Source organism: Pseudomonas sp. LRF_L74 (assembly GCF_965644255.1).
Taxonomy (GTDB): Bacteria; Pseudomonadota; Gammaproteobacteria; order Pseudomonadales; family Pseudomonadaceae; genus Aquipseudomonas.
In genome coordinates this window covers 364,821-381,715 of record NZ_CBFFRH010000001.1, presented here as the reverse complement: position 1 = coordinate 381,715, position 16,895 = coordinate 364,821, and the positions used below count along the sequence as shown (strand labels likewise).

16 protein-coding genes, 4 pseudogenes, 2 CRISPR repeat arrays and 1 riboswitch are annotated in these 16,895 nt (G+C 62.0%); of the genes and pseudogenes, 6 read left to right on the top strand and 14 right to left on the bottom strand.

Translation table 11 applies throughout. The features are described from left to right. Positions 1 to 20: 20 nt before the first annotated feature. The 3 genes and pseudogenes from ACSZPK_RS01825 to ACSZPK_RS01815 all read right to left on the bottom strand — a co-directional run. Positions 21 to 233: a DUF6434 domain-containing protein gene (locus ACSZPK_RS01825; protein WP_437880259.1), complete on the bottom strand. Its 213-nt coding sequence runs from the start codon at positions 231 to 233 to the stop codon at positions 21 to 23. Continuing rightward, the gene (locus ACSZPK_RS01820; protein WP_437879687.1) at positions 233 to 814 is read right to left on the bottom strand and encodes a flavin reductase family protein; all 582 of its coding nucleotides are present in this window, start codon (positions 812 to 814) and stop codon (positions 233 to 235) included. Before ACSZPK_RS01820 ends, ACSZPK_RS01825 begins: the two co-directional genes overlap by 1 nt. Positions 815 to 836: 22 nt before the next feature. Then, positions 837 to 1,054: pseudogene (locus ACSZPK_RS01815) on the bottom strand (LysR substrate-binding domain-containing protein); the annotation flags it as partial. Here ACSZPK_RS01815 and ACSZPK_RS01810 point away from each other — a divergent pair. Further along, positions 1,049 to 1,177: pseudogene (locus ACSZPK_RS01810) on the top strand (hydrolase); the annotation flags it as partial. The pseudogenes ACSZPK_RS01815 and ACSZPK_RS01810 sit on opposite strands and share 6 nt — an antisense overlap. A gap of 238 nt (positions 1,178 to 1,415) precedes the next feature. Here the strand turns inward: ACSZPK_RS01810 and crcB are convergent. After that, on the bottom strand, positions 1,416 to 1,799 hold the full coding sequence (gene crcB / locus ACSZPK_RS01805; RefSeq protein WP_437879686.1) for a fluoride efflux transporter CrcB: 384 nt from the start codon (positions 1,797 to 1,799) through the stop codon (positions 1,416 to 1,418). Between the two features lie 118 nt (positions 1,800 to 1,917). Beyond that, a riboswitch (Fluoride riboswitch) is annotated at positions 1,918 to 1,980 on the bottom strand. A gap of 262 nt (positions 1,981 to 2,242) precedes the next feature. Between crcB and ACSZPK_RS01800 the strand changes: the two genes are divergently transcribed. Then, complete coding sequence (locus ACSZPK_RS01800; RefSeq protein ID WP_437879685.1) at positions 2,243 to 2,908, top strand: TIGR04211 family SH3 domain-containing protein; 666 nt, start codon at positions 2,243 to 2,245, stop codon at positions 2,906 to 2,908. A gap of 25 nt (positions 2,909 to 2,933) precedes the next feature. Next, positions 2,934 to 3,263, top strand: a complete 330-nt coding sequence (locus tag ACSZPK_RS01795) for a DUF2195 family protein (protein ID WP_437879684.1) — start codon at positions 2,934 to 2,936, stop codon at positions 3,261 to 3,263. Between the two features lie 30 nt (positions 3,264 to 3,293). Next, positions 3,294 to 3,861: direct repeats of the CRISPR family, unit length 28 nt; unit sequence TTTCTTAGCTGCCTATCCGGCAGTGAAG. A gap of 130 nt (positions 3,862 to 3,991) precedes the next feature. Here ACSZPK_RS01795 and cas6f read toward each other — a convergent pair. Genes cas6f through csy1 form a run of 4 tightly spaced genes read right to left on the bottom strand, consistent with a single transcriptional unit; the run spans position 3,992 to position 7,923 of the window. Beyond that, on the bottom strand, positions 3,992 to 4,555 hold the full coding sequence (gene cas6f / locus ACSZPK_RS01790; RefSeq protein ID WP_437879683.1) for a type I-F CRISPR-associated endoribonuclease Cas6/Csy4: 564 nt from the start codon (positions 4,553 to 4,555) through the stop codon (positions 3,992 to 3,994). Positions 4,556 to 4,557: 2 nt separating this feature from the next. Beyond that, the gene (gene csy3, locus ACSZPK_RS01785) at positions 4,558 to 5,577 is read right to left on the bottom strand and encodes a type I-F CRISPR-associated protein Csy3 (RefSeq protein WP_437879682.1); all 1,020 of its coding nucleotides are present in this window, start codon (positions 5,575 to 5,577) and stop codon (positions 4,558 to 4,560) included. A gap of 5 nt (positions 5,578 to 5,582) precedes the next feature. Further along, entirely contained in the window at positions 5,583 to 6,572 is a 990-nt protein-coding gene (csy2, locus tag ACSZPK_RS01780) for a type I-F CRISPR-associated protein Csy2 (protein WP_437879681.1), read from the bottom strand. Next, positions 6,565 to 7,923 carry a type I-F CRISPR-associated protein Csy1 gene (csy1, locus tag ACSZPK_RS01775; protein WP_437879680.1) on the bottom strand — a complete coding sequence of 453 codons (1,359 nt, stop codon included), beginning with the start codon at positions 7,921 to 7,923 and terminating at the stop codon, positions 6,565 to 6,567. Before csy1 ends, csy2 begins: the two co-directional genes overlap by 8 nt. A 503-nt stretch (positions 7,924 to 8,426) precedes the next feature. Between csy1 and ACSZPK_RS01770 the strand changes: the two are divergent. Beyond that, positions 8,427 to 8,489, top strand: a pseudogene (locus ACSZPK_RS01770) (hypothetical protein); the annotation flags it as partial. A gap of 49 nt (positions 8,490 to 8,538) precedes the next feature. On the opposite strand, the pseudogene ACSZPK_RS01765 reads toward ACSZPK_RS01770, so the two are convergent. Beyond that, positions 8,539 to 8,652 (bottom strand): annotated as a pseudogene (locus tag ACSZPK_RS01765) (SAM-dependent methyltransferase); the annotation flags it as partial. Positions 8,653 to 9,130: 478 nt separating this feature from the next. Between ACSZPK_RS01765 and ACSZPK_RS01760 the strand changes: the two are divergent. Then, positions 9,131 to 9,406: a hypothetical protein gene (locus ACSZPK_RS01760; RefSeq protein WP_437879679.1), complete on the top strand. Its 276-nt coding sequence runs from the start codon at positions 9,131 to 9,133 to the stop codon at positions 9,404 to 9,406. Beyond that, on the top strand, positions 9,399 to 9,665 hold the full coding sequence (locus ACSZPK_RS01755; RefSeq protein WP_437879678.1) for a LasR-specific antiactivator QslA: 267 nt from the start codon (positions 9,399 to 9,401) through the stop codon (positions 9,663 to 9,665). Before ACSZPK_RS01760 ends, ACSZPK_RS01755 begins: the two co-directional genes overlap by 8 nt. Positions 9,666 to 9,790: 125 nt before the next feature. Here ACSZPK_RS01755 and cas3f read toward each other — a convergent pair whose 3' ends face one another. From cas3f to ACSZPK_RS01730, 5 genes are all read right to left on the bottom strand, one after another. Further along, positions 9,791 to 13,141, bottom strand: coding sequence for a type I-F CRISPR-associated helicase Cas3f (cas3f, locus tag ACSZPK_RS01750; protein ID WP_437879677.1), 3,351 nt, complete (start codon positions 13,139 to 13,141; stop codon positions 9,791 to 9,793). Then, complete coding sequence (gene cas1f / locus ACSZPK_RS01745) at positions 13,138 to 14,106, bottom strand: type I-F CRISPR-associated endonuclease Cas1f (protein WP_437879676.1); 969 nt, start codon at positions 14,104 to 14,106, stop codon at positions 13,138 to 13,140. Before cas1f ends, cas3f begins: the two co-directional genes overlap by 4 nt. A gap of 450 nt (positions 14,107 to 14,556) precedes the next feature. Further along, positions 14,557 to 14,835 (bottom strand): hypothetical protein, encoded by a 279-nt coding sequence (locus ACSZPK_RS01740; RefSeq protein ID WP_437879675.1) that lies wholly within the window; start codon positions 14,833 to 14,835, stop codon positions 14,557 to 14,559. Between the two features lie 125 nt (positions 14,836 to 14,960). Next, positions 14,961 to 15,842, bottom strand: a complete 882-nt coding sequence (pdxY, locus tag ACSZPK_RS01735) for a pyridoxal kinase PdxY (RefSeq protein WP_437879674.1) — start codon at positions 15,840 to 15,842, stop codon at positions 14,961 to 14,963. Positions 15,843 to 15,984: 142 nt separating this feature from the next. Next, a CRISPR array of direct repeats spans positions 15,985 to 16,432; the repeat unit is 28 nt; unit sequence TTTCTTAGCTGCCTATCCGGCAGTGAAG. Between the two features lie 149 nt (positions 16,433 to 16,581). Next, positions 16,582 to 16,872, bottom strand: coding sequence for a hypothetical protein (locus tag ACSZPK_RS01730; protein WP_437879673.1), 291 nt, complete (start codon positions 16,870 to 16,872; stop codon positions 16,582 to 16,584). Between the last annotated feature and the right edge of the window lie 23 nt (positions 16,873 to 16,895).

Here is a 16,895-nt window from a genome sequence, read left to right as displayed (position 1 = left end):
GGTAGCGCAGGTGACGCGAGTCAGCCCAGACGCCTTCGCTTCCACTCATCCACCACGTCGCCCAGGGTGCGCGGCGCTCCGCTGCGAATCCAGGCCATGAGCGGGCGGTCGAAGCGAAAGTCGGCGCCGCACTGCTCACACATGAAGCGTCGCACGTTCTGGGTGTTGCGGTAGCCACTGCACACCGGGGTATCGCGGTCGATGGCGCCGCCGTGCCAGTCGAACGCCGCCATCACTCGCCCCCGCCGACGTCCAGCGCTTCGCCGATGGCGTAGAAGTGCCCGCCAGCCACGTAGTGCAGGCTGCGCAGCGCCGGATCGGCCTGCTCGAACAGCCAGTGGCCGTCGCGGAACACTCGACTGTCGGCCCAGGCGCCGATCACTTCGCCGATGAACAGGTCGTAGGTTTGCTGGTTATGCGGCTCGGGCAGCAGGCGGCAGGCCAGCCAGGCCGAGCAGCCCGTCACCAGTGGCAGGTCGAAGCCTTCGGCCTGGAACAGTTCGACGCCGGCACGGGCCAGTTTGTCTGGCACCTCGGCCAGGCTTTCGCTGCCGACCTTGTGGGTCAGGTGCAGCTGTGCGGCGGTTGGCACCTGGATGACGAACTGCCCGCTGTTCTCCACCAAGGTGCGGGTGGCGGCGATCTTGTCCAGCACCACGGTCAGCTTCGGCGGGCTGAAGTCCAGGGCGCAGGCCCAGGCGGCCGCCATGACGTCATCCACACCGGCGTGGCGCGCCGAGACCAGCACGGTCGGTCCGTGGTTGAGCAGGCGATAGGCCTTGGCCAGTTCGACGGGGGCGATGTGCTTGTCCATTGGTTGATTCCTTTTGATCGGCTCAGGCCATGTCGCTGCGGCTGAACTCCTCGGCGAGGACGTCGATCAGCATGCGCACCGACGGCAGCAGGCCACGGCGTGACGGGAAGATGGCGTGGACGATACCGCACTTGGGCTGCCAGTCGGGGAGCATTTCCACCAGGGGGGGCCGGCGGCCAGCTCGCCGCGCACCGCCACCCGTGGCAAATGGGCGATACCGACACCCGCCACGGCGCCGTGGCCTGCGCGCTGCACCGCGACTGGCGCAACGACGTGGAAGGCCTGGCCAGGATCTGCTCCGACCACATCCCGGACTACCGCAACCTGATCACCAGCTACAACGCGTTGACTGCTGGCAAGTGATCGGCTGACGTGGCTCCGGCGAGCACCTCATGGGCGCTCGCCGTTTTGTCGTTTGTGATTGGGCCGTTCGGGCGATGAGCGTTTTGATGCGATGTATCGTCGTCATTCCCGCGAAGGCGGGAATCCAGAAGACCCGACGCATATGGATTATTTCCCTTCGGGCCAGCGCAAGCGCTGCTCCGTTCGTAGGGTGAAGTGACAGCGTACGGTGGTCATGGTGCGCGCGCTGGGTTGATCGTCAACGCGCGCCAAGCAACGAGTAGCTTGCCATTCCCGCGGCCGTTGCCAGCAACGATCCAATTACATGCACGCTGATAGCGCCGAGCGCCCAGCCCACTCGCCCGGCTTGCAGCAGCGACAGGGTTTCCGCAGAGAAGGTGGAGAATGTCGTCAGCCCGCCGCAGAAGCCGGTGATCAGCAACAACCGCCATTCCGGACTGAGCGCCGGATTGGCCGCAAGCAAGGCGATGGCGAAACCGACGATATAGCCGCCAATCATGTTCGCCGCCCAGGTGCCGGGTGGAATCGCCGGAAACAGCGCGTTCAGTTGCAGGCCGAGAAACCAGCGCAGCAGGCAGCCGAGCGAGCCGCCGAGGACGATCACCAGAATGGACCTGGTCATGGCTGGATGCCCTCCATGCAACTGGAGGCCGAAGGTATCGAGGTGAGGCGAAGGTCTGTGGTCATGGTCCCATCCTTTTTCGAAAAGGACAGGGGCGAGCCTACGCACCCTGTCCAGGGTTTGCGTAGGCATCATCAGCACGAGGGCGGTTATCAGGAGGAATGCCATCTCCTTGAGTGCGCGAAGTTAGCAGCTTCTGTGAGCCCGGTGGAAGAGTGCGCCGCGCAGCTGTTTCGCAACATCCGCTGATCAACCATCCGTCTCGCTTGCCGGCCCTGAGTGAACCCAGCCGTTTCACTGCGGTCTTTCAGCGGTCGGCCAATCGAGTGGCGACGTGGCCCGGCCGTGTCGCGACCTCGTTACCCAGAACCAATGACAATTCGCCCGGCCGGCCTTATCGCGCACGTTGCGTGCTTCGTTCAAACGCCAAGTGAAGAGTGCCCATGCCTTTATCTCGTCATCCATTCGCTCGTTTTTCCCTGCACCAGATCCGTATCCTCGCTGTTAGCCTGCTGGGTGGCATGCTGCTGGCGAGCGCATCGGCGCAGGCCGAGGAAGCCAGCAATGCGCGCTGGGTGAGCGACAGCCTCACGACCTACGTACGCAGTGGCCCGACCGATGGCTATCGCATCGTCGGCACGCTCACCTCCGGCGCCAAGGTGCAACTGTTGAGCACCCAGGGCGACTACAGCCAGGTGCGCGGTGAAAACGGCAGTGCCGTATGGATCGCCAACCGCGACCTGCAGGACGTGCCCGGCCAGACCGAACGCCTGCCGCAACTGGAGCAGAAGGTCACTGAACTGACCACCCAGCTCAACGGCATCGACGCATCCTGGAAGAGCCGCGTGCAAGGCATGCAGGAAACCCTCGACTCGCGCAAATCCCTGATCGACGAACTGCAGACCGCCCGCGCCGCCCAGGAAATCGAACTGAACCAGGCCCGCTCCGAACTGCGCGAAGCCCAGGCGCAACTGGGCGACGAGAACAAGCGGGTGCTGACGCGCTACATGGTCTACGGCGGCAGCATCGCCGGCGCCGGCCTGATCGTCGGCCTGATCCTGCCGACCATGCTGCGCGTGCGGCGCAAGCGTAATGACAACTGGGTGTAAACGATCTTTCCACTCTGTCTGGCCGGTGCTCCTGTCGCTGTTCAGCCTGTCGGCGCAGGCATTGAGCTTCGACAACCGACTGGCCAACTGCGTGGTGCCTAGCGACGGACACCTCGTCCAGCGCAACGGCGCCTTGTTCTACGACGTGACCCTGGACGTTACCGGCAGCATCGGCGCCTGTGGCTGCAAATCGGCACTGGCCAGCTACCGGGTAAACCGCCATGGCCAACCGTTGCGCGCTGGCGCGCTGCCGCTCAAGGCATCACGCCAGGTTTCCCTATTGCTGGAAACGCCGCGGACGCTACCGACAAACGATGACCTGGCGATAACCCTGGACTGCGCGGGACCGCCCTGAGGCATGCCTGCGGGGCGTACCCTGGGCGATTTGCTGGGCTGCCTATGCGGCAGTGAAGATAGCGATGATGGCGATAATCAGTGCAAACATTTTCTTAGCTGCTTATGCGGCAGTGAAGGCGCTCGCGCTGTCGAGCGACAGCAGCGGCATTTTCTTAGCTGCCTATCCGGCAGTGAAGGCTTCATAGCGGACAGTTGCGCCTGTATCAAATTTCTTAGCTGCCTATCCGGCAGTGAAGGTTCTGCTGCTCGTCCTGCTTTCGAGTCTGCTTTTCTTAGCTGCCTATCCGGCAGTGAAGGGCGCCAACCTGAGCGGCGCCTACCTGGAAGATTTCTTAGCTGCCTATCCGGCAGTGAAGCCGAAATGCTGCTGCGCTTCGTTCTGCGCAGTTTTCTTAGCTGCCTATCCGGCAGTGAAGCAGGGAAGCCCTGCAGGCGCTCGCATTCACGATTTCTTAGCTGCCTATCCGGCAGTGAAGTCGGTCGGGTCGAGGCAGCGGTCAATGCGAATTTTCTTAGCTGCCTATCCGGCAGTGAAGCGCCGAATGGTTCGATGTAAACGAGGTGCGGTTTTCTTAGCTGCCTATCCGGCAGTGAAGTAGAGCGAAAACACCTTAACCACTTGATTACCAAAGCTACAGGGTCATTTTTGCGTGATTGCCCCTTTTTTCGGAGCCGCTTGCAAGTCGTTGATTTTGCAAGGGCTCCGTTTGTGTGGAAAAAAGAGGGTCAGAACCAGGGGATGCTGGCCTGGGCGCTGAGGCCATAGGCGCCGAACGAGCCTGGAGAGGGGGAGGCGAGCAATGGCCCGTGGCGGATGAACAGGCGAAAACTGTGTCCGCTGCCGTTGCTGCGCAAGGTGACATAGGGCAGGTCGCTGCGTTTACCGGCACTGTCGGGGATGCGCTGGCGGGCTTCGTCCTCGCTGATGCCGTGGCGCTTGATCAGGCGTCGGCGGGCCCGCTCCGGATTGCTGTCCACCTGCACGCGGCTGACGCAGCGCCACTGTACCTGGGCAGGGATCGGAGCTCGCTCGCTCAGATGCAGATGGTCACGCATGCCGTTCAGCCAGCTCAGCGCGAGCAGGCTGTCCAGCGCAGCCGCCGGGCCATGCAGGCGTAAGCGCGTGCCAAGCCCATGTTCGACAGCCTCCACCTCGGGAAAGCTGATACCCACGTCGGTACGGCGCAGGTCATGCAGGCCTCGGTGCAACTTGGCGACCAGCGCACTCATCAACTGCGTGGCCGGGAATTCCGGGTCCGGCAGCAGCTTGAGGTCGATGTAATGGTCCATGGCTAGCCCGCCTCGCCAAACACGCCACCGCGAATCAGCGTCGCCATGACGAAATGCTGATCACCTTCGGCAGGCGCGGCGTCCTTGAGCAGCCAGTTGTCCAGCAGGTTGTAGAAGTCAGCCTTGGCTTTCGGTTGGCGATAGGCCTTGCCCTGCGTGGTGACCGAGCCGTAGGGTTCGACAGCGATGGGGCCGAGCTCGCCGGCTTCCGGATACCAGGTGTCGACCGTGCGCAGGGCATTGCCTAGCTTCTGCGAGTGGATGCCGGCAATGTCATTCACGTGGTAGAGCGTCTTGCTCTTGTCGCCACGGCCTCGGTCGAGAATCAGTTCTTGCGAGGGGAAGACTTCCTGGCCGTTGCCAACCCGCACGAATGCGCTGACGCCGAGCAATACATGACGGTTGCCACGCAGGCCTTCGGCGATCAGTACCGCCAGTTCGCTCAGCGCTTGTGCCGGTGTACCACTGGCGTCGAAATGGCGCAGCGACAGGGCGAGGGCATCGAAACTCCAGGTCTTGGCTGGCTTGCCATCGACCAGATGGGCAACCTGCACCTCGACCTGTTCCGCCCCAACGCGGTTACGCCACAAGAAGCGCCCGTTGGCGAGGTTGTGCGCATAGCGGCGAGCCAATTCGTTGAAACCGTGCGCGTCTACGTAGCCCTGTACCGTATCCAGCAGTTTTTGCCGGTAGGCGCCATCGTTACAGGCGGATGGCGTGCCGGCGCCGCCCAGTACCCGCAGGGTGAAACTGACGCGCAGCGTATCGGTGTCGTGGGGGAGGGCGGCGACATCGACCCTCTGCAGGTTCGGGCTCTCGATGGCGGCGTCCAGCTTGGCCGGGTCCTGATCCTTGGCCTTCAACCGGTTGGAAATGGTGCCGCGCACGGACTTCTCGTTCACGGCCACTGGCTGCCAGCTATCGCGTTGTTGCCAGTCACCGGCATGGAACAGTGCATCGGAAGGGTCGAGTTTGCGTTCGAAGGCCAGGACGGAAGCGGTTTTTAGCGGTTGGGTCGACATGATGGTCACTCCTTGTCATCACTGAAGCGGGTTTGGGCATAGAGGTTGTGGCAGCGGTACAGGCCTGCGTGCGGATCGGCACTGGCGAACCAGAGCAAATCCTCGACATCGCGCAGGCGATGCGGACTGAGCCATTGGCCGATGGAATACAGGCTTTCGACGAAACGGCCAGGTGTATGTGGGTCACGGCTATTGGCGATGCTGCCGGCTTCTTGCAAGGGCGACAGGGCGCCATAGCCGACCGGGATCGGCACGATCCAGCCATTGGGCACTGCTCGCTGGGCACGCCACTCGACGCGATCGGAACGCGTTGGTGGCGTCGCTCGAATGTTCAGCCTGGACAGGTCGAGCCAGGCATCCAGCAGGTCGGCCTGGTCATTCTCTTCACGGAGCGTGTCGAGGTGCTCGGACAGCAGGTCATCACGGCAGACCAGGGCGAAGCCGGGTAGCCAGTGACGGTGCAGGCGGCGGAACTGTTCGCTACGTGCTTCGGCCGAGGTCGCAAGCGGCAGTAGTGAAGGATTGTGCTGCGGATCGAGGAATACGCTTCCGCCAGCGATACGCATACCCGCCAGTTCTTCGGCAATTTCGTGGGCGATCTGTCGACGTACCTGCCGCTCGGCGTTCAATGGGTTGTCCTGATCGCCTTCGGCATAGCCGCTGACCGCGAACAGCAGGGTGATATCCAGATGAATGCGGCCTTCTTCGACGATGGCCGCTGTTTCTCCCTTTTCGTTGACTGGATTGCGGGTCAGGCGAAATGCACGCTGGTAGCCCTCGGTGACCTGGGCGTCGTGGCTGTGGCAGATGATGCCGATGCTATCGAACATCAGGTTGAAGCGCCCGGCCAGGCGGCGCTCCAGTGCGTGCATCAGGCCGATGAACGCGCTGACCGCTGGAAAGCCCCAGGTCAGTGGACTGGAGATGGCGTTGGCGTTCTGCACCCGCAGGTGAGGCAGGATCAACAGGCCGTTGGAGTCTGGTAGATCACTCATCGTCAGCGCCTCCCTGCTGGCTCTGCTCGCGCTCGAACCGTTTCAGCCAGGCATCGCTCAGCCAATTGAGGTCGAGCCATAGCGCATCACGGCCAAACTGCCGGGCCCAATAACTGTGCTCGACATCACCGACGGACAGGTTCTTCATCAGCCGTGCATTGAGCCACTGGGCGAAGCGTTCACGAATCTCTCCGACCCATTCCATGCGCTGCCATTCGCTGGCGAACAGCTCATCCTGTTCTGCCCGGCGAAAGTCCAGCCAGAGTTGTTCGGCGCGATTGAGGTTGCAGTCGGCGCTCGCCGACCAGCCGGGTGTGAAGGTCCAGAGTTCGACGGCGTATTGCAGCAGCTCGTCGATCAGTTCGGTAATCAGTTCATCGCGGCTATTGCGCACATGCACATTGGCCGGTGGGCCACTGAGCAGGAACTCGCGCAAGGTGCTCACCAGTTCGCGAACGGCAGGCCGCAGGCCGAAACCCGGAAAAATCGAGCCATCTCGCGTCTTGATCGGCAAGCGTACAGCGCTTTGCTGCCAGGTCGGGGGCAACGAGGCGAGCAAGTAGTTTTCGCCGCGCCGCTCGCTGTTCAACTGGGAGATGTTCTGCGGCTTGGTGCCTCCCAGCTTGCGCACCGCCAGTTGCGGGTACTCGCGAATGACACCGGCATGCATCTGTTTGCTGCGTCGCGCGTCGCGGACTTCCTTGGCCGAGTCGCTGAAACGGTCCGTCTGGATCGTCTGGTAGACCCGATGCGCGAGCGAACTGGCATACAAGGGCATCAGCAGATGGAAGTGTTCATCGTTGTGCGGGTCATCGCCGGCCAGCCAATACAGTTGTTTGCCGTGGGTATGCGAGGCCAGGCCGCCTCGAGGTTGGGTGATACTGGTGAAGGACTCGGCCAGCGCGCGTGCCTTGTCAGCATTGTCGTCGAGTGCTGCCAGGGTATCGGCATCATTGGCGAGTAGCAGGGTCAGCAGGGACTGGCCGTCGTGTTCCTGCTTGAGAAACTTGTACACGTCCAGGGCGGCAGCGTTGCCGACCACGTCGCCGGCGAAGTTTTCATCAAGGCAATGGCTGCCGACCAATCGATACTTCGGCAAGTCGGAGGGCAGGCAGTAGAGGTTGGTGCCCTTGGCATCCGGATGAATGGCCTTGAGCGTGTGCGTTACCGCCTGAATCTGCCCGGCGCGTCGGGCTGCATCTTCCAGCCAGGACGTGGTCGCATATTGGGCGGTCAGGGCTTCGCGTTTCGGATCGTCTGCAGGCAGGCCGTCGAGCTTTGCGTTCAGGCGTTCGGTGATGAAGGTGTCGATGACGGTGCGGATTTCCTGTCGTCGAGAAAATTGGGGCATAGCAACTGGTCCTTGTGCTTGCTGGTGGTGCTATAGGTAAAATACACCCCGAAGCATCGCTACTTCGGAGTGTGAATGGGCGTCCCTGCCCTCAGGTGTCTCTTCTAACGGAGTGATTGCCGATCACCTTTGAATCCTCCTCTGCAGATGGGGCCGGGGCTAACCGGCGATGGTTCTGTCATACCGGTGGCTCTCACACCGGTATGACAACATTAAATCCATAGACCCATCTAAGTAAACCTATGATTTACGTGACTATAGAATATAGATTTTCTAACTGAGGTACTATGGCGGCGCTTGGTTAGTAAGTGCCTGATGCTTACTAAGCGGCTTTAGATAACTAAGAAGCTCTCTGCCGAATAGGCAGCTCAGAAATATGAGTTACGTGACTTGAGCTCACTGCCGAATAGGCAGCTCTACCGGCCTTCGGGCCGGTTCTTTTCCATCCTCTAGCCACCTTCATACGCAACGCATTCAGGCATTGCCTGGGCCTGTTGCCGATCATGCTGGCTGCGATTGCCGTGATCGTTCTCGTCTGCGGCCTGTTCTCCCTCGTACTGGCCAGGCTGATCCCAGGCATCGACCTGCTCACCGCCTACCTGGCACTGAGCCCAGTTGGCTACTCAGCGCGCGCCGCCCATGAGCGAGAAGCGGATCACCCGCAGCGGTCATCGCCACGCCGGTATACAGCAGCAGGCTACCGTCTGGCGCCAGCCTCGATAGCGCGGCGTGCCCACCATTCGCCACGGGGGGCGCGGCTACAGGGCCAGGGCAAACCGCCGTTTTGCGGGCTAGGCGCTTAACTGATTGGCATTAGGCTCAATGGCAGGCTCCCTTTACCACAAGCGCCAAGATTGCCATCTGAAAACCTGCGGGCTAGAGTGCGCCGGTCGCGATATACCCCGCGGCCGGGTGTGACAACCTGAAAAACCAAGACGCGGTGCGTCGTAATTGCCTAGCCGATACCCAGTATCGTGCTACCGCATTTCTATGGCGGGCCGTATGGGGCAGGCTTCGGCCTGGCCGGTTCCCTTGGTTTCCGGTTTGTCACCCCCGTACGGTCCGTCACCATAACCGCGTGACAACGGCGGTGGCGGCTCCTTAATCAAACCAGGGAGCATAAGGAAAATGCGCCATCCAGTTTTTACGCCAGGGCACCACCCTGCTCGCCCATTCGGCCCACTGACCTCCATCCTGGAGGTGCCCCATGGCTAATCTACTCGGCCGTGTACTCAACTTTCCCAAACGCCCAAGCCCTATTTTGGGCACCAACTTCCAGCCTCGCAACGCCCAAGCCGACGCAGAACTGCGTGTTGCACTTTTAGGCGAGTTGTTCGAAGAGCTCGCCCGCAAGGAACGAGATCGACCAGACTCGTTAAGGGTGAGAATGGCCTGCTTTACAGCAAAAGAGCTGCTCGACGAACTGACAGTGCTCTACCGCCGCGCGCTGTCGGAAACGCGGGGAGGAAACGACCATGGCTAGAGGCACGACCACTACCCTGCCCTCCAACGATGGCCATCCAGGCCTGAAAATCACCTGGGCAGAGGAGTGCCGACCCGCCTTTCAACAAGGCGTGCGCGCCGCTGAAACATGGTTGGATGGCACACGCACGAATTGGCTTTGGGTTGCGCTGATATCCAACCGAGAAGAACTGACGTGCTCCACGGAACGGAGCGCATTCGAGGTGGGCTTTCTGAGTCGCATTCATCAGCGAATGGAGGGAGTTAGGTGTAGGGAATAGCTCTTGAGAAACGCCGGGGCATGACGCGATTGCGTTGTGTTCCGGGGCTATGAGCCAAGTATTGGCCGGTAGTCATAAATAAATCTGTCCCCTTTTCTAGATGGAAGTCTGTCCGGACTGACCCCTCAACGACGCTTGGCAAATCCCAGCGCCGGATGAAAGCGCCAGCCTCGGTCATTGTCCGGCAGGCTGACGGTGCCAAAGCGTTTGGCACACCTCTCCAGTGGCATCTCCAGTTCCTCGGCCAGCGCTATCAGCGCCTGCATGTAATCCGTCTCGCCCCACGGCGTAATGCCTGGGCCTTCCAGTTCTTCATCGGCAATGCGCTGGTTCTGGCTGACGTCCACCGGCACGTAGAGGGACTCGTATTGGCGTGGGCCCGGGTCGATGCGCGTGAGTCGGTAATCTTCGCCATCCTCATTGGGTAGCAGGGCCAGATCGACGCGGGGTTGTGTATCCAGGCGCAAGGGCTGTTGCTGCTGGGCGATGGCAGTCAAGTGCAGGGCGTTGTGGCTCCAGCTGTCGTGGGCATTCAATTCGCGGTTATGGGCCGACTGCCGGCGTTGTTCGCGCGGGGATAAAGGCTGCGTCGGGCCAGGTTTGGCCAGCATCCAATCGTTCAAGCGAGCATGTTCGAGGTCGGCCAGATTGCCGTTCTGGCTGAAGCATTGCACCGAGCGTTCGAGAATCCGAGGCCGGGCATCCAGGTGCTGAAATTGCTCGAGCTCCAGCAGCTTGCTCAGCCGGTGCGAAGTCAGTCGCCAGGGACGCTCGTTCTCGAAGCCGGGGCGACAGAATGCTGGTCGGTCGGGCTGCTCGAAATGCCTCAGGTTGCTATCGAATACCAACACGTTGGGCGTCAGGCAGGGCTCTGGGCGATGACGGCGGACACGTCCGGCCAACTGGATCAACGAGCGCATGGACGACGGCTCGACCACCGCCCAGTCGTAATCATGGTCGCGGCCTACCTCGGTGACGGGTGAACCCAACACGATGAACAGTTGGTCGGGCTCGTCGAAGCGGGCCAGGCGTTGGCGAATCTGCGTGTGTTCGAAAACCGCATCCGGCTCATGGCGCTGCAGGGTTTCATCCAACTGCCGCTCGATGGCCGAGCGCAGCAGCAAGGGAAACTGCGAGTGATAGACGCAGAGGTGAATACGTATGCCTTGTGGCGCGCCAAGACGGAACAGCGCCAGAGCGACGTCGAACAGCGGCTCGATATTGGCCATGCGAACCAGGCCGAAGCTGACGCGTTTGCCGTCATGAAGCGTGCGCCCGGCATGCGCCGCATGCAGGCGCAGGGCTGCACTGAGAATGTACCCGGCGAACTCGCTACGTATCTCGTCCTGACGCGGGCTGCTGAAGCTCAGCGGAGTGATCGCCGCAAGGCGCCGTACCGCTTGGGTCGCGAGCCAGCCATACCGACGTTTGGCGAAGTCGCCATGCGCGTCGCTGAAAGTCGCCGGATCGGCGCAGTCCAGTCGAACCTGGCGATGTTCGTCGACCCACGCGCAGGCGATGGATGGCTGCACGCCAGGTCGTTCGCCGCGATGGCGCTGGAACTCCGTGCGCCCGGCGCGGTAAGCCTCGAACAAGCCCTTGATCAATGCCGGTGGCAAGGTGGCCGAGGACAGCAGTACACGGCTGCCAAGCAATCCGGCCCAGTGCACCAGCCGTGTCAGGGCAGGCAGGTCGGCGATATCGAAATCATCCGGCTCGTCGAGCACCAGGTCGCCGCTCATCAGGCGCAGCATGGGCGCGATCTGGCGTCCGCCCCGGCGGCTTTCGGTGGCAGGGGTCAGATGATCGATGGTGCAAACCAACAAGGGCGCGACCAGCAGGGCGCGCACCGCGGGTTCATGGATCACGCGATTGAGCAGTGGGTGGGCATCGACGTTGCCGTCGAAGCGCACGTGACCCTCTTCGTCGAGCAATGCCTGGGTCGATGCCGAACCCGTTCGTTCGGCCTCCTGCTGGTAGTGATCGAACAATTCGCGGCTGGCGCTGCCGCCAACACGGATGGCCAGATCGTCTTCATCCAGCCGCAAGCGGTCGCGAAAGGCTCGGCCCGTCTGGAGCGTGAGGCTGCGCAGGCCCAGGGCGAAGGCGCAGCGCATGCCGCGCTCGGCGTCGCTCAGGGCATACATGATGCGTGCGTTGGCGAGCGTCTTGCCACAGCCGGTGGAGGCCATGTTGACGATGAAGGCGCCGTGCCGTGCGGCGTGTTCGCGCATACCGGTGGCGAGGTCGAAGGCCTTGTCCTGCCAGCGGAAGCGCTCGTCGCGGCTGCGTTTCTTCAGTCCCTTATGCCGTGTCAGGCGCGGCAGGCTGCGCTCGAAATCGGCCAGGCGATGGGCGACTAGCGCAGCGTTCGCCTCTACGCCGAGCAAGTGCTCATCCAGGGCCTGGCAAGGTTTGCCGGTCTTGCGATCCGTGTTGGCCCACAAGGTGAAACCTGGCTCGCCCTTTACCCGTCCGGCATCCGTTAGGCTGGAGTAATGGTGGTCAGCGAGCATCAGGCTCAGGCGCGACAGGTGCAGCACATAAGGGCTGCCCAGCCAGTCGAAGGCGCCACGTTTTTCGATCAGCGCGAGCAGGCGCTTCGCCAGCTTGGCAGCTCGTTCACGCCAGCGCTCGGTGGTCACCGGTAGCCCGTGGGGGAACTGCCAATAAGGCTCGACCAGCGCGTTGTCCGAGGTCGAGCAGTGTTCGTTCCACGACGCATCGATAGTGGCTGGCAAAGAGGCCAGCATGCCGACCTGGAACGTACCGAGCTTGCCGCCCAGTCGGCCGCCTTCGTCCGGCATCTGTGGCAGACGATGATGGCTCATGACCAGCCACGCCAGTGCCTTGGCCAGTGGCGGTAGCTTGGCGAACGGTTTGTCGCACTGCTCATCCAGCCCGTCTCGTTGCAGGCGTAGCAGCCAGGAGGCATCGTCTGCTTCGCCCGGATTGGCCAGTCTTGCCAGCCATCCGGCGTCGTCATCGGTGCCGATGAACGCCTGGAACAGACGCAGCGAGGTCCATTCGTGACGATATAAGTTACGTGCCATGGGCGCGCCCGGCTTGAGGCGATCCTGAAAGGCCTGACTGGATTTTCCCAGGTCATGCAGCAAGGCTGACAGCGCACTCAGCAGCTTGATGTCCTCGCCACTGTGCCAGTCGTTCTCGTCATCCTTGCGCAGCACATCGCGGTGGGTGCTGTTGGTCGGCACGGCGCCTTGCTCGTTGAAGCGGCTGGCGTCGCCGACGATCCACAGCAGTTCGCTGTGATCGCGCCCGCGAATCCAGTGGCAGGCCACGGCGGTGTTGCGCCGGGCGGTCTTCTTCAGCAGCTTGCGCAGGGTATCCAGGCCAGCCTGGGTGATCGGCGTTTGCCAGGTGCGCTCGCCACGGCGCTCGGCGAACTGATCGAGGATGCGCCGGCTCTCCACCAGGGCGCGTTTATCGCACTGGGCAATCAGCAGGACATTCATGGACCGACCTGCTCGGCAACGGTCTTGAGGGTATCGATCATGAAGTCCAGCGATTCGCCGCGGGTCAGGTTTTCGATGCAGGCCTGGCGAAATTCCTGTTCCTCATCGCCGCGTACTGCGCTGACGAACGCCTGCGGCAGGATGGTGGCGTCCTTGACCAGGTCGGCCACATCGAACACCAGGCCGCCACGACGGGTCTTGCCATGCAATACGGCTAGCCCGTGGGGAATGCCGAGTACCCAGGTGGCACTGGCCGCGAGACCGTAGGCCAGGTAGTTGCCGTGGTCGAGAAAGCGGTTGGCCGGGTCGCTGCCGCTGCCTTTCTTGGCGCGGGTGAAGTCACCGTAGCTCACCGCGCGGGCCGCCAGGGCGAACAACTGCTTGCTCAGGCGCGCCTCTTCGGTGAGCAGAAAGGTGTTGTCCGGTGCGGCCCGAATGGCCGACTGCGAGGCATCCAGGGCGCGTTCGAGCGCCGCTGCGTCGACCAGGAAACCGGCGTCCTTCAACGCTCGGCTATTCAGCCAGCCGCTGCGTATGCGTTGCAAACGGGCCTGCTGGAAGGCCTTGGCCGCTTCCAGGCGCTTGTCATCATCGAACCAGAAACGCACCCATTTCTGCAGGTATTCGGTGGGCCGGTATTCGCTCTGTGGCGAGAACCAGGCGACCTCCACATCCATCTCGTTGGCCGAGAACAATGGCGTTCCGCCGCCGCCGCAGAACCCCACCAACACACCGGCCTTGGCCAGTTCGCGCATCGCCGCCTGGGTGATCGAGGTGCCGGTGCCCAGCAGGATCGTGGTGGTATTGGCGATGGGAATGTTCCAGTACAGCGACTGCTTGCCAGCGTCCGTGACGTACTCGACCCGCCCGCCGTTGACCAGCACCCGACAATGCTGCAGGTAGTAAAGGTTGGCGCGCTTGGAGTGAAGAATCGACTTGAGATCGGAGGGGCTGATGTCGTCCATGAGGGCTCCCGGAATGAGTCATGGCGATTTAGCATCTTTTGCCGAAATTGCCGACCCTATTTTTCTACAGGGAAGCCCGGCCCATGAAAATCAATGAGTTAAGAGCTGGCAGAAAAAAGGGTTTTTCTGGTGGTTGGCTTGGAAGCGCTTTGCTGGCAAGGGATTGGCGATTATTGTGTCTAGTGCACTGCCGTATAGGCAGCTAAGAAATGGGAAAACGTCCCCGGCGTCCTCAGCGACAAGTGCACTGCCGTATAGGCAGCTAAGAAACGTATTCGTGGCGAGCTAGAAGATATGGGCCAGTGCACTGCCGTATAGGCAGCTAAGAAACCAGGCGCCGACGTGTTCGCGCTGGACGCAACGTGCGCTGCCGCACAGGCGGTCCAGAAACAGATACGACCGGGCCTTGAACAATCAATTGGACTCAGGCCCGGAGCTCGGGGCTCTTGGTTACTCCGCTTTCTTCACTTCCTTGTCATCCTGCTTGACGGTTTTCTTGGTCTCCTTTTTCACGCGCTTGGCGGCGTCTTGGCGTTCCTTGGCCAGGCGCTTGGCTTCCTTGGTGTCCTTGTCAGTCTTCTTGCTGGCCTGCGAGGCGTCTTGGCGTACCTCGCGGCTCTCTTCGCGGACGGTTTTCTCGGCGGTGCTTTCGGCATGGACGATACCTGGCTGCACAGCGAACAGGCCGAGGAGCAGGGCAGGTGCGAAAAGGCGTCGGATTTTTTGCATGGTGGTTTCCTTGGATGGGGCGGCCTATTCCTGGCCGCTGTGCTTGACGACAGCCGCGATGCTAGGCCGCTTCGGGGCGTCGTTCGTAGCGATTGTGTAATGAGTTTGTATCAGGCGGCACGCATTCAGTGTTCGCCCTGGAGCGGGTTCACCGCCCTCGCGGGGTAGTGTTGCGCGGGCTCGATGATCTGCTCCTGCGCCGCCACCAGTGGCAGGTCGCGGCTGCCGGCGGCGGTCGCGTGGACCAGGGCGTAGAGCGTGGCGGTGGCCAGTTCCAGGGCGCGTGGCAATGGCAGGCCGCCGAGCAGGCGCGCGAGCAGGGTGGCCGAGAAGACGTCACCCATGCCGTTGGGCAGCGGGTGCAGATCCAGGCGCGGCGTGTTGACCAGCCAGGCACCTTCGCCGTTGACCGCCAGGGTGGCGAGTTGGTCGGCGGGAATGTCCGCTGTCGCCAGGCTGGTGACGACCACCACGTCCGGCCCGCGCCCGCGCAGCTGGCGGGCGATATGTACGGCTTCGGCGACGCTGCCGGGCTTGCTGCCGGTGAGCAGTTCGAACTCGAACTGGTTGGGCGTGATGATGTTGGCGCAGGGGATCGCCAGGTTGCGCAGGAAGTCCGGGATCGCTCCGCTGACGAACACTCCACGGCCGACATCGCCCATCACCGGGTCGCACAGGTAGCGCACGGCGGGATTGTCGCGACGGATCTCGTCGACGGCTTCGAGGATCACCGCGCCGATTGCCGCATCGCCCAGATAGCCAGAGAGTACAGCGGTCACTCGCGACAACACCCCGCGATCCCGCAGTCCCGCCAGCACCTCGCGAATATGCTCGGCATCGAACACCTGGCCACGGAACTGACCGTAGCCGGTGTGGTTGGAGAACTGCACCGTATGCACCGGCAGCACCTCGAAGCCAAGGCGCTGCAATGGGAATACCGCGGCATCGTTGCCGACATGGCCGAGGGCGACGTGGGACTGGATGGAGAGGACGAGGGGTGGGGTCATCGAAAGGTGATTCCTCATGGGCGAGTGGAGCCGTCGAGCACGAGGTACGGTAACCCACTGTCACGGCAACCCTGCACAAAATTTCCAGGTCTGCCTGTGCGGCAGTTTATCGATCCCAAGCCACGCCTTGCCGCATTGGAACTTTCTTAGCTGCCTATCCGGCAGTGAAGGCCGGCGCGTGCATGGCCGGTTATCCCCGATTTTTCTTAGCTGCCTATCCGGCAGTGAAGCTCGAAGCGGCTCTTCATCTGCTGAGCCAGGTTTTCTTAGCTGCCTATCCGGCAGTGAAGGGCGAACCGGGATTCATCCGCGCCGCCTTCCTTTTCTTAGCTGCCTATCCGGCAGTGAAGGGTTTGCATGGCGCGGCCGTCCGGTACGCTAATTTCTTAGCTGCCTATCCGGCAGTGAAGGTATTGCTGCCCGCCCTGGTGGACGTGACCCATTTCTTAGCTGCCTATCCGGCAGTGAAGTTCTTGTACCGCTCGGCCATGCTGGTGACCTTTTTCTTAGCTGCCTATCCGGCAGTGAAGGGAGCTCCTGTGGTGATGGTCCTGCCCTGCGTTTTCTTAGCTGCCTATCCGGCAGTGAAGTAGAGCCCCGATACGCTAACCCTCTGATTGAAAAAGCGTTACCTCGGTCTGGGACGTTTGTAACCCTTTTTCCGGCTTGGTCAGTAACTCATTGATTTCTGGGGAGTCTATTCCATGGCTAGAAAAAAGGGTCGTGGTACGTTGGTGGGCTAGAGATGAACACCATGTGCAAACAGCCAGGCACCCAGTGGTATGCCGACGGCGCTGCCGACAGCGGCAATGCCCAGCATCAGGACCAGCGTGGCGAGGTTGCCGCCCGGCACCTGGCTCCAGAAACCGGATGGTTGTGGTCGCGCTGGCATCGGTCTGATGGCGGTGACCTTGGCCGAGGTTTTCGGCATGGCACGTGGCGGCGCTGAGGCTGAGGCCTGGTCGGCCAGGGAGCGGTTGTTGTCGAGTTGCGGTTGCTGGTACTTGGGACGTGCGGCGGACTGCTTCATCGGGGGGCTGGGCGATCATCGAG

Bases quoted from the DNA above. Each gene is read 5' to 3' on its own strand.
- ACSZPK_RS01825 (WP_437880259.1), bottom strand. From the start codon at position 233: ATGGCGGCGTTCGACTGGCACGGCGGCGCCATCGACCGCGATACCCCG.
- ACSZPK_RS01820 (WP_437879687.1), bottom strand. From the start codon at position 814: ATGGACAAGCACATCGCCCCCGTCGAACTGGCCAAGGCCTATCGCCTG.
- crcB (WP_437879686.1), bottom strand. From the start codon at position 1,799: ATGACCAGGTCCATTCTGGTGATCGTCCTCGGCGGCTCGCTCGGCTGC.
- ACSZPK_RS01800 (WP_437879685.1), top strand. From the start codon at position 2,243: ATGCCTTTATCTCGTCATCCATTCGCTCGTTTTTCCCTGCACCAGATC.
- cas6f (WP_437879683.1), bottom strand. From the start codon at position 4,555: ATGGACCATTACATCGACCTCAAGCTGCTGCCGGACCCGGAATTCCCG.
- csy3 (WP_437879682.1), bottom strand. From the start codon at position 5,577: ATGTCGACCCAACCGCTAAAAACCGCTTCCGTCCTGGCCTTCGAACGC.
- csy2 (WP_437879681.1), bottom strand. From the start codon at position 6,572: ATGAGTGATCTACCAGACTCCAACGGCCTGTTGATCCTGCCTCACCTG.
- csy1 (WP_437879680.1), bottom strand. From the start codon at position 7,923: ATGCCCCAATTTTCTCGACGACAGGAAATCCGCACCGTCATCGACACC.
- ACSZPK_RS01760 (WP_437879679.1), top strand. From the start codon at position 9,131: ATGGCTAATCTACTCGGCCGTGTACTCAACTTTCCCAAACGCCCAAGC.
- ACSZPK_RS01755 (WP_437879678.1), top strand. From the start codon at position 9,399: ATGGCTAGAGGCACGACCACTACCCTGCCCTCCAACGATGGCCATCCA.
- cas3f (WP_437879677.1), bottom strand. From the start codon at position 13,141: ATGAATGTCCTGCTGATTGCCCAGTGCGATAAACGCGCCCTGGTGGAG.
- cas1f (WP_437879676.1), bottom strand. From the start codon at position 14,106: ATGGACGACATCAGCCCCTCCGATCTCAAGTCGATTCTTCACTCCAAG.
- ACSZPK_RS01740 (WP_437879675.1), bottom strand. From the start codon at position 14,835: ATGCAAAAAATCCGACGCCTTTTCGCACCTGCCCTGCTCCTCGGCCTG.
- pdxY (WP_437879674.1), bottom strand. From the start codon at position 15,842: ATGACCCCACCCCTCGTCCTCTCCATCCAGTCCCACGTCGCCCTCGGC.
- ACSZPK_RS01730 (WP_437879673.1), bottom strand. From the start codon at position 16,872: ATGAAGCAGTCCGCCGCACGTCCCAAGTACCAGCAACCGCAACTCGAC.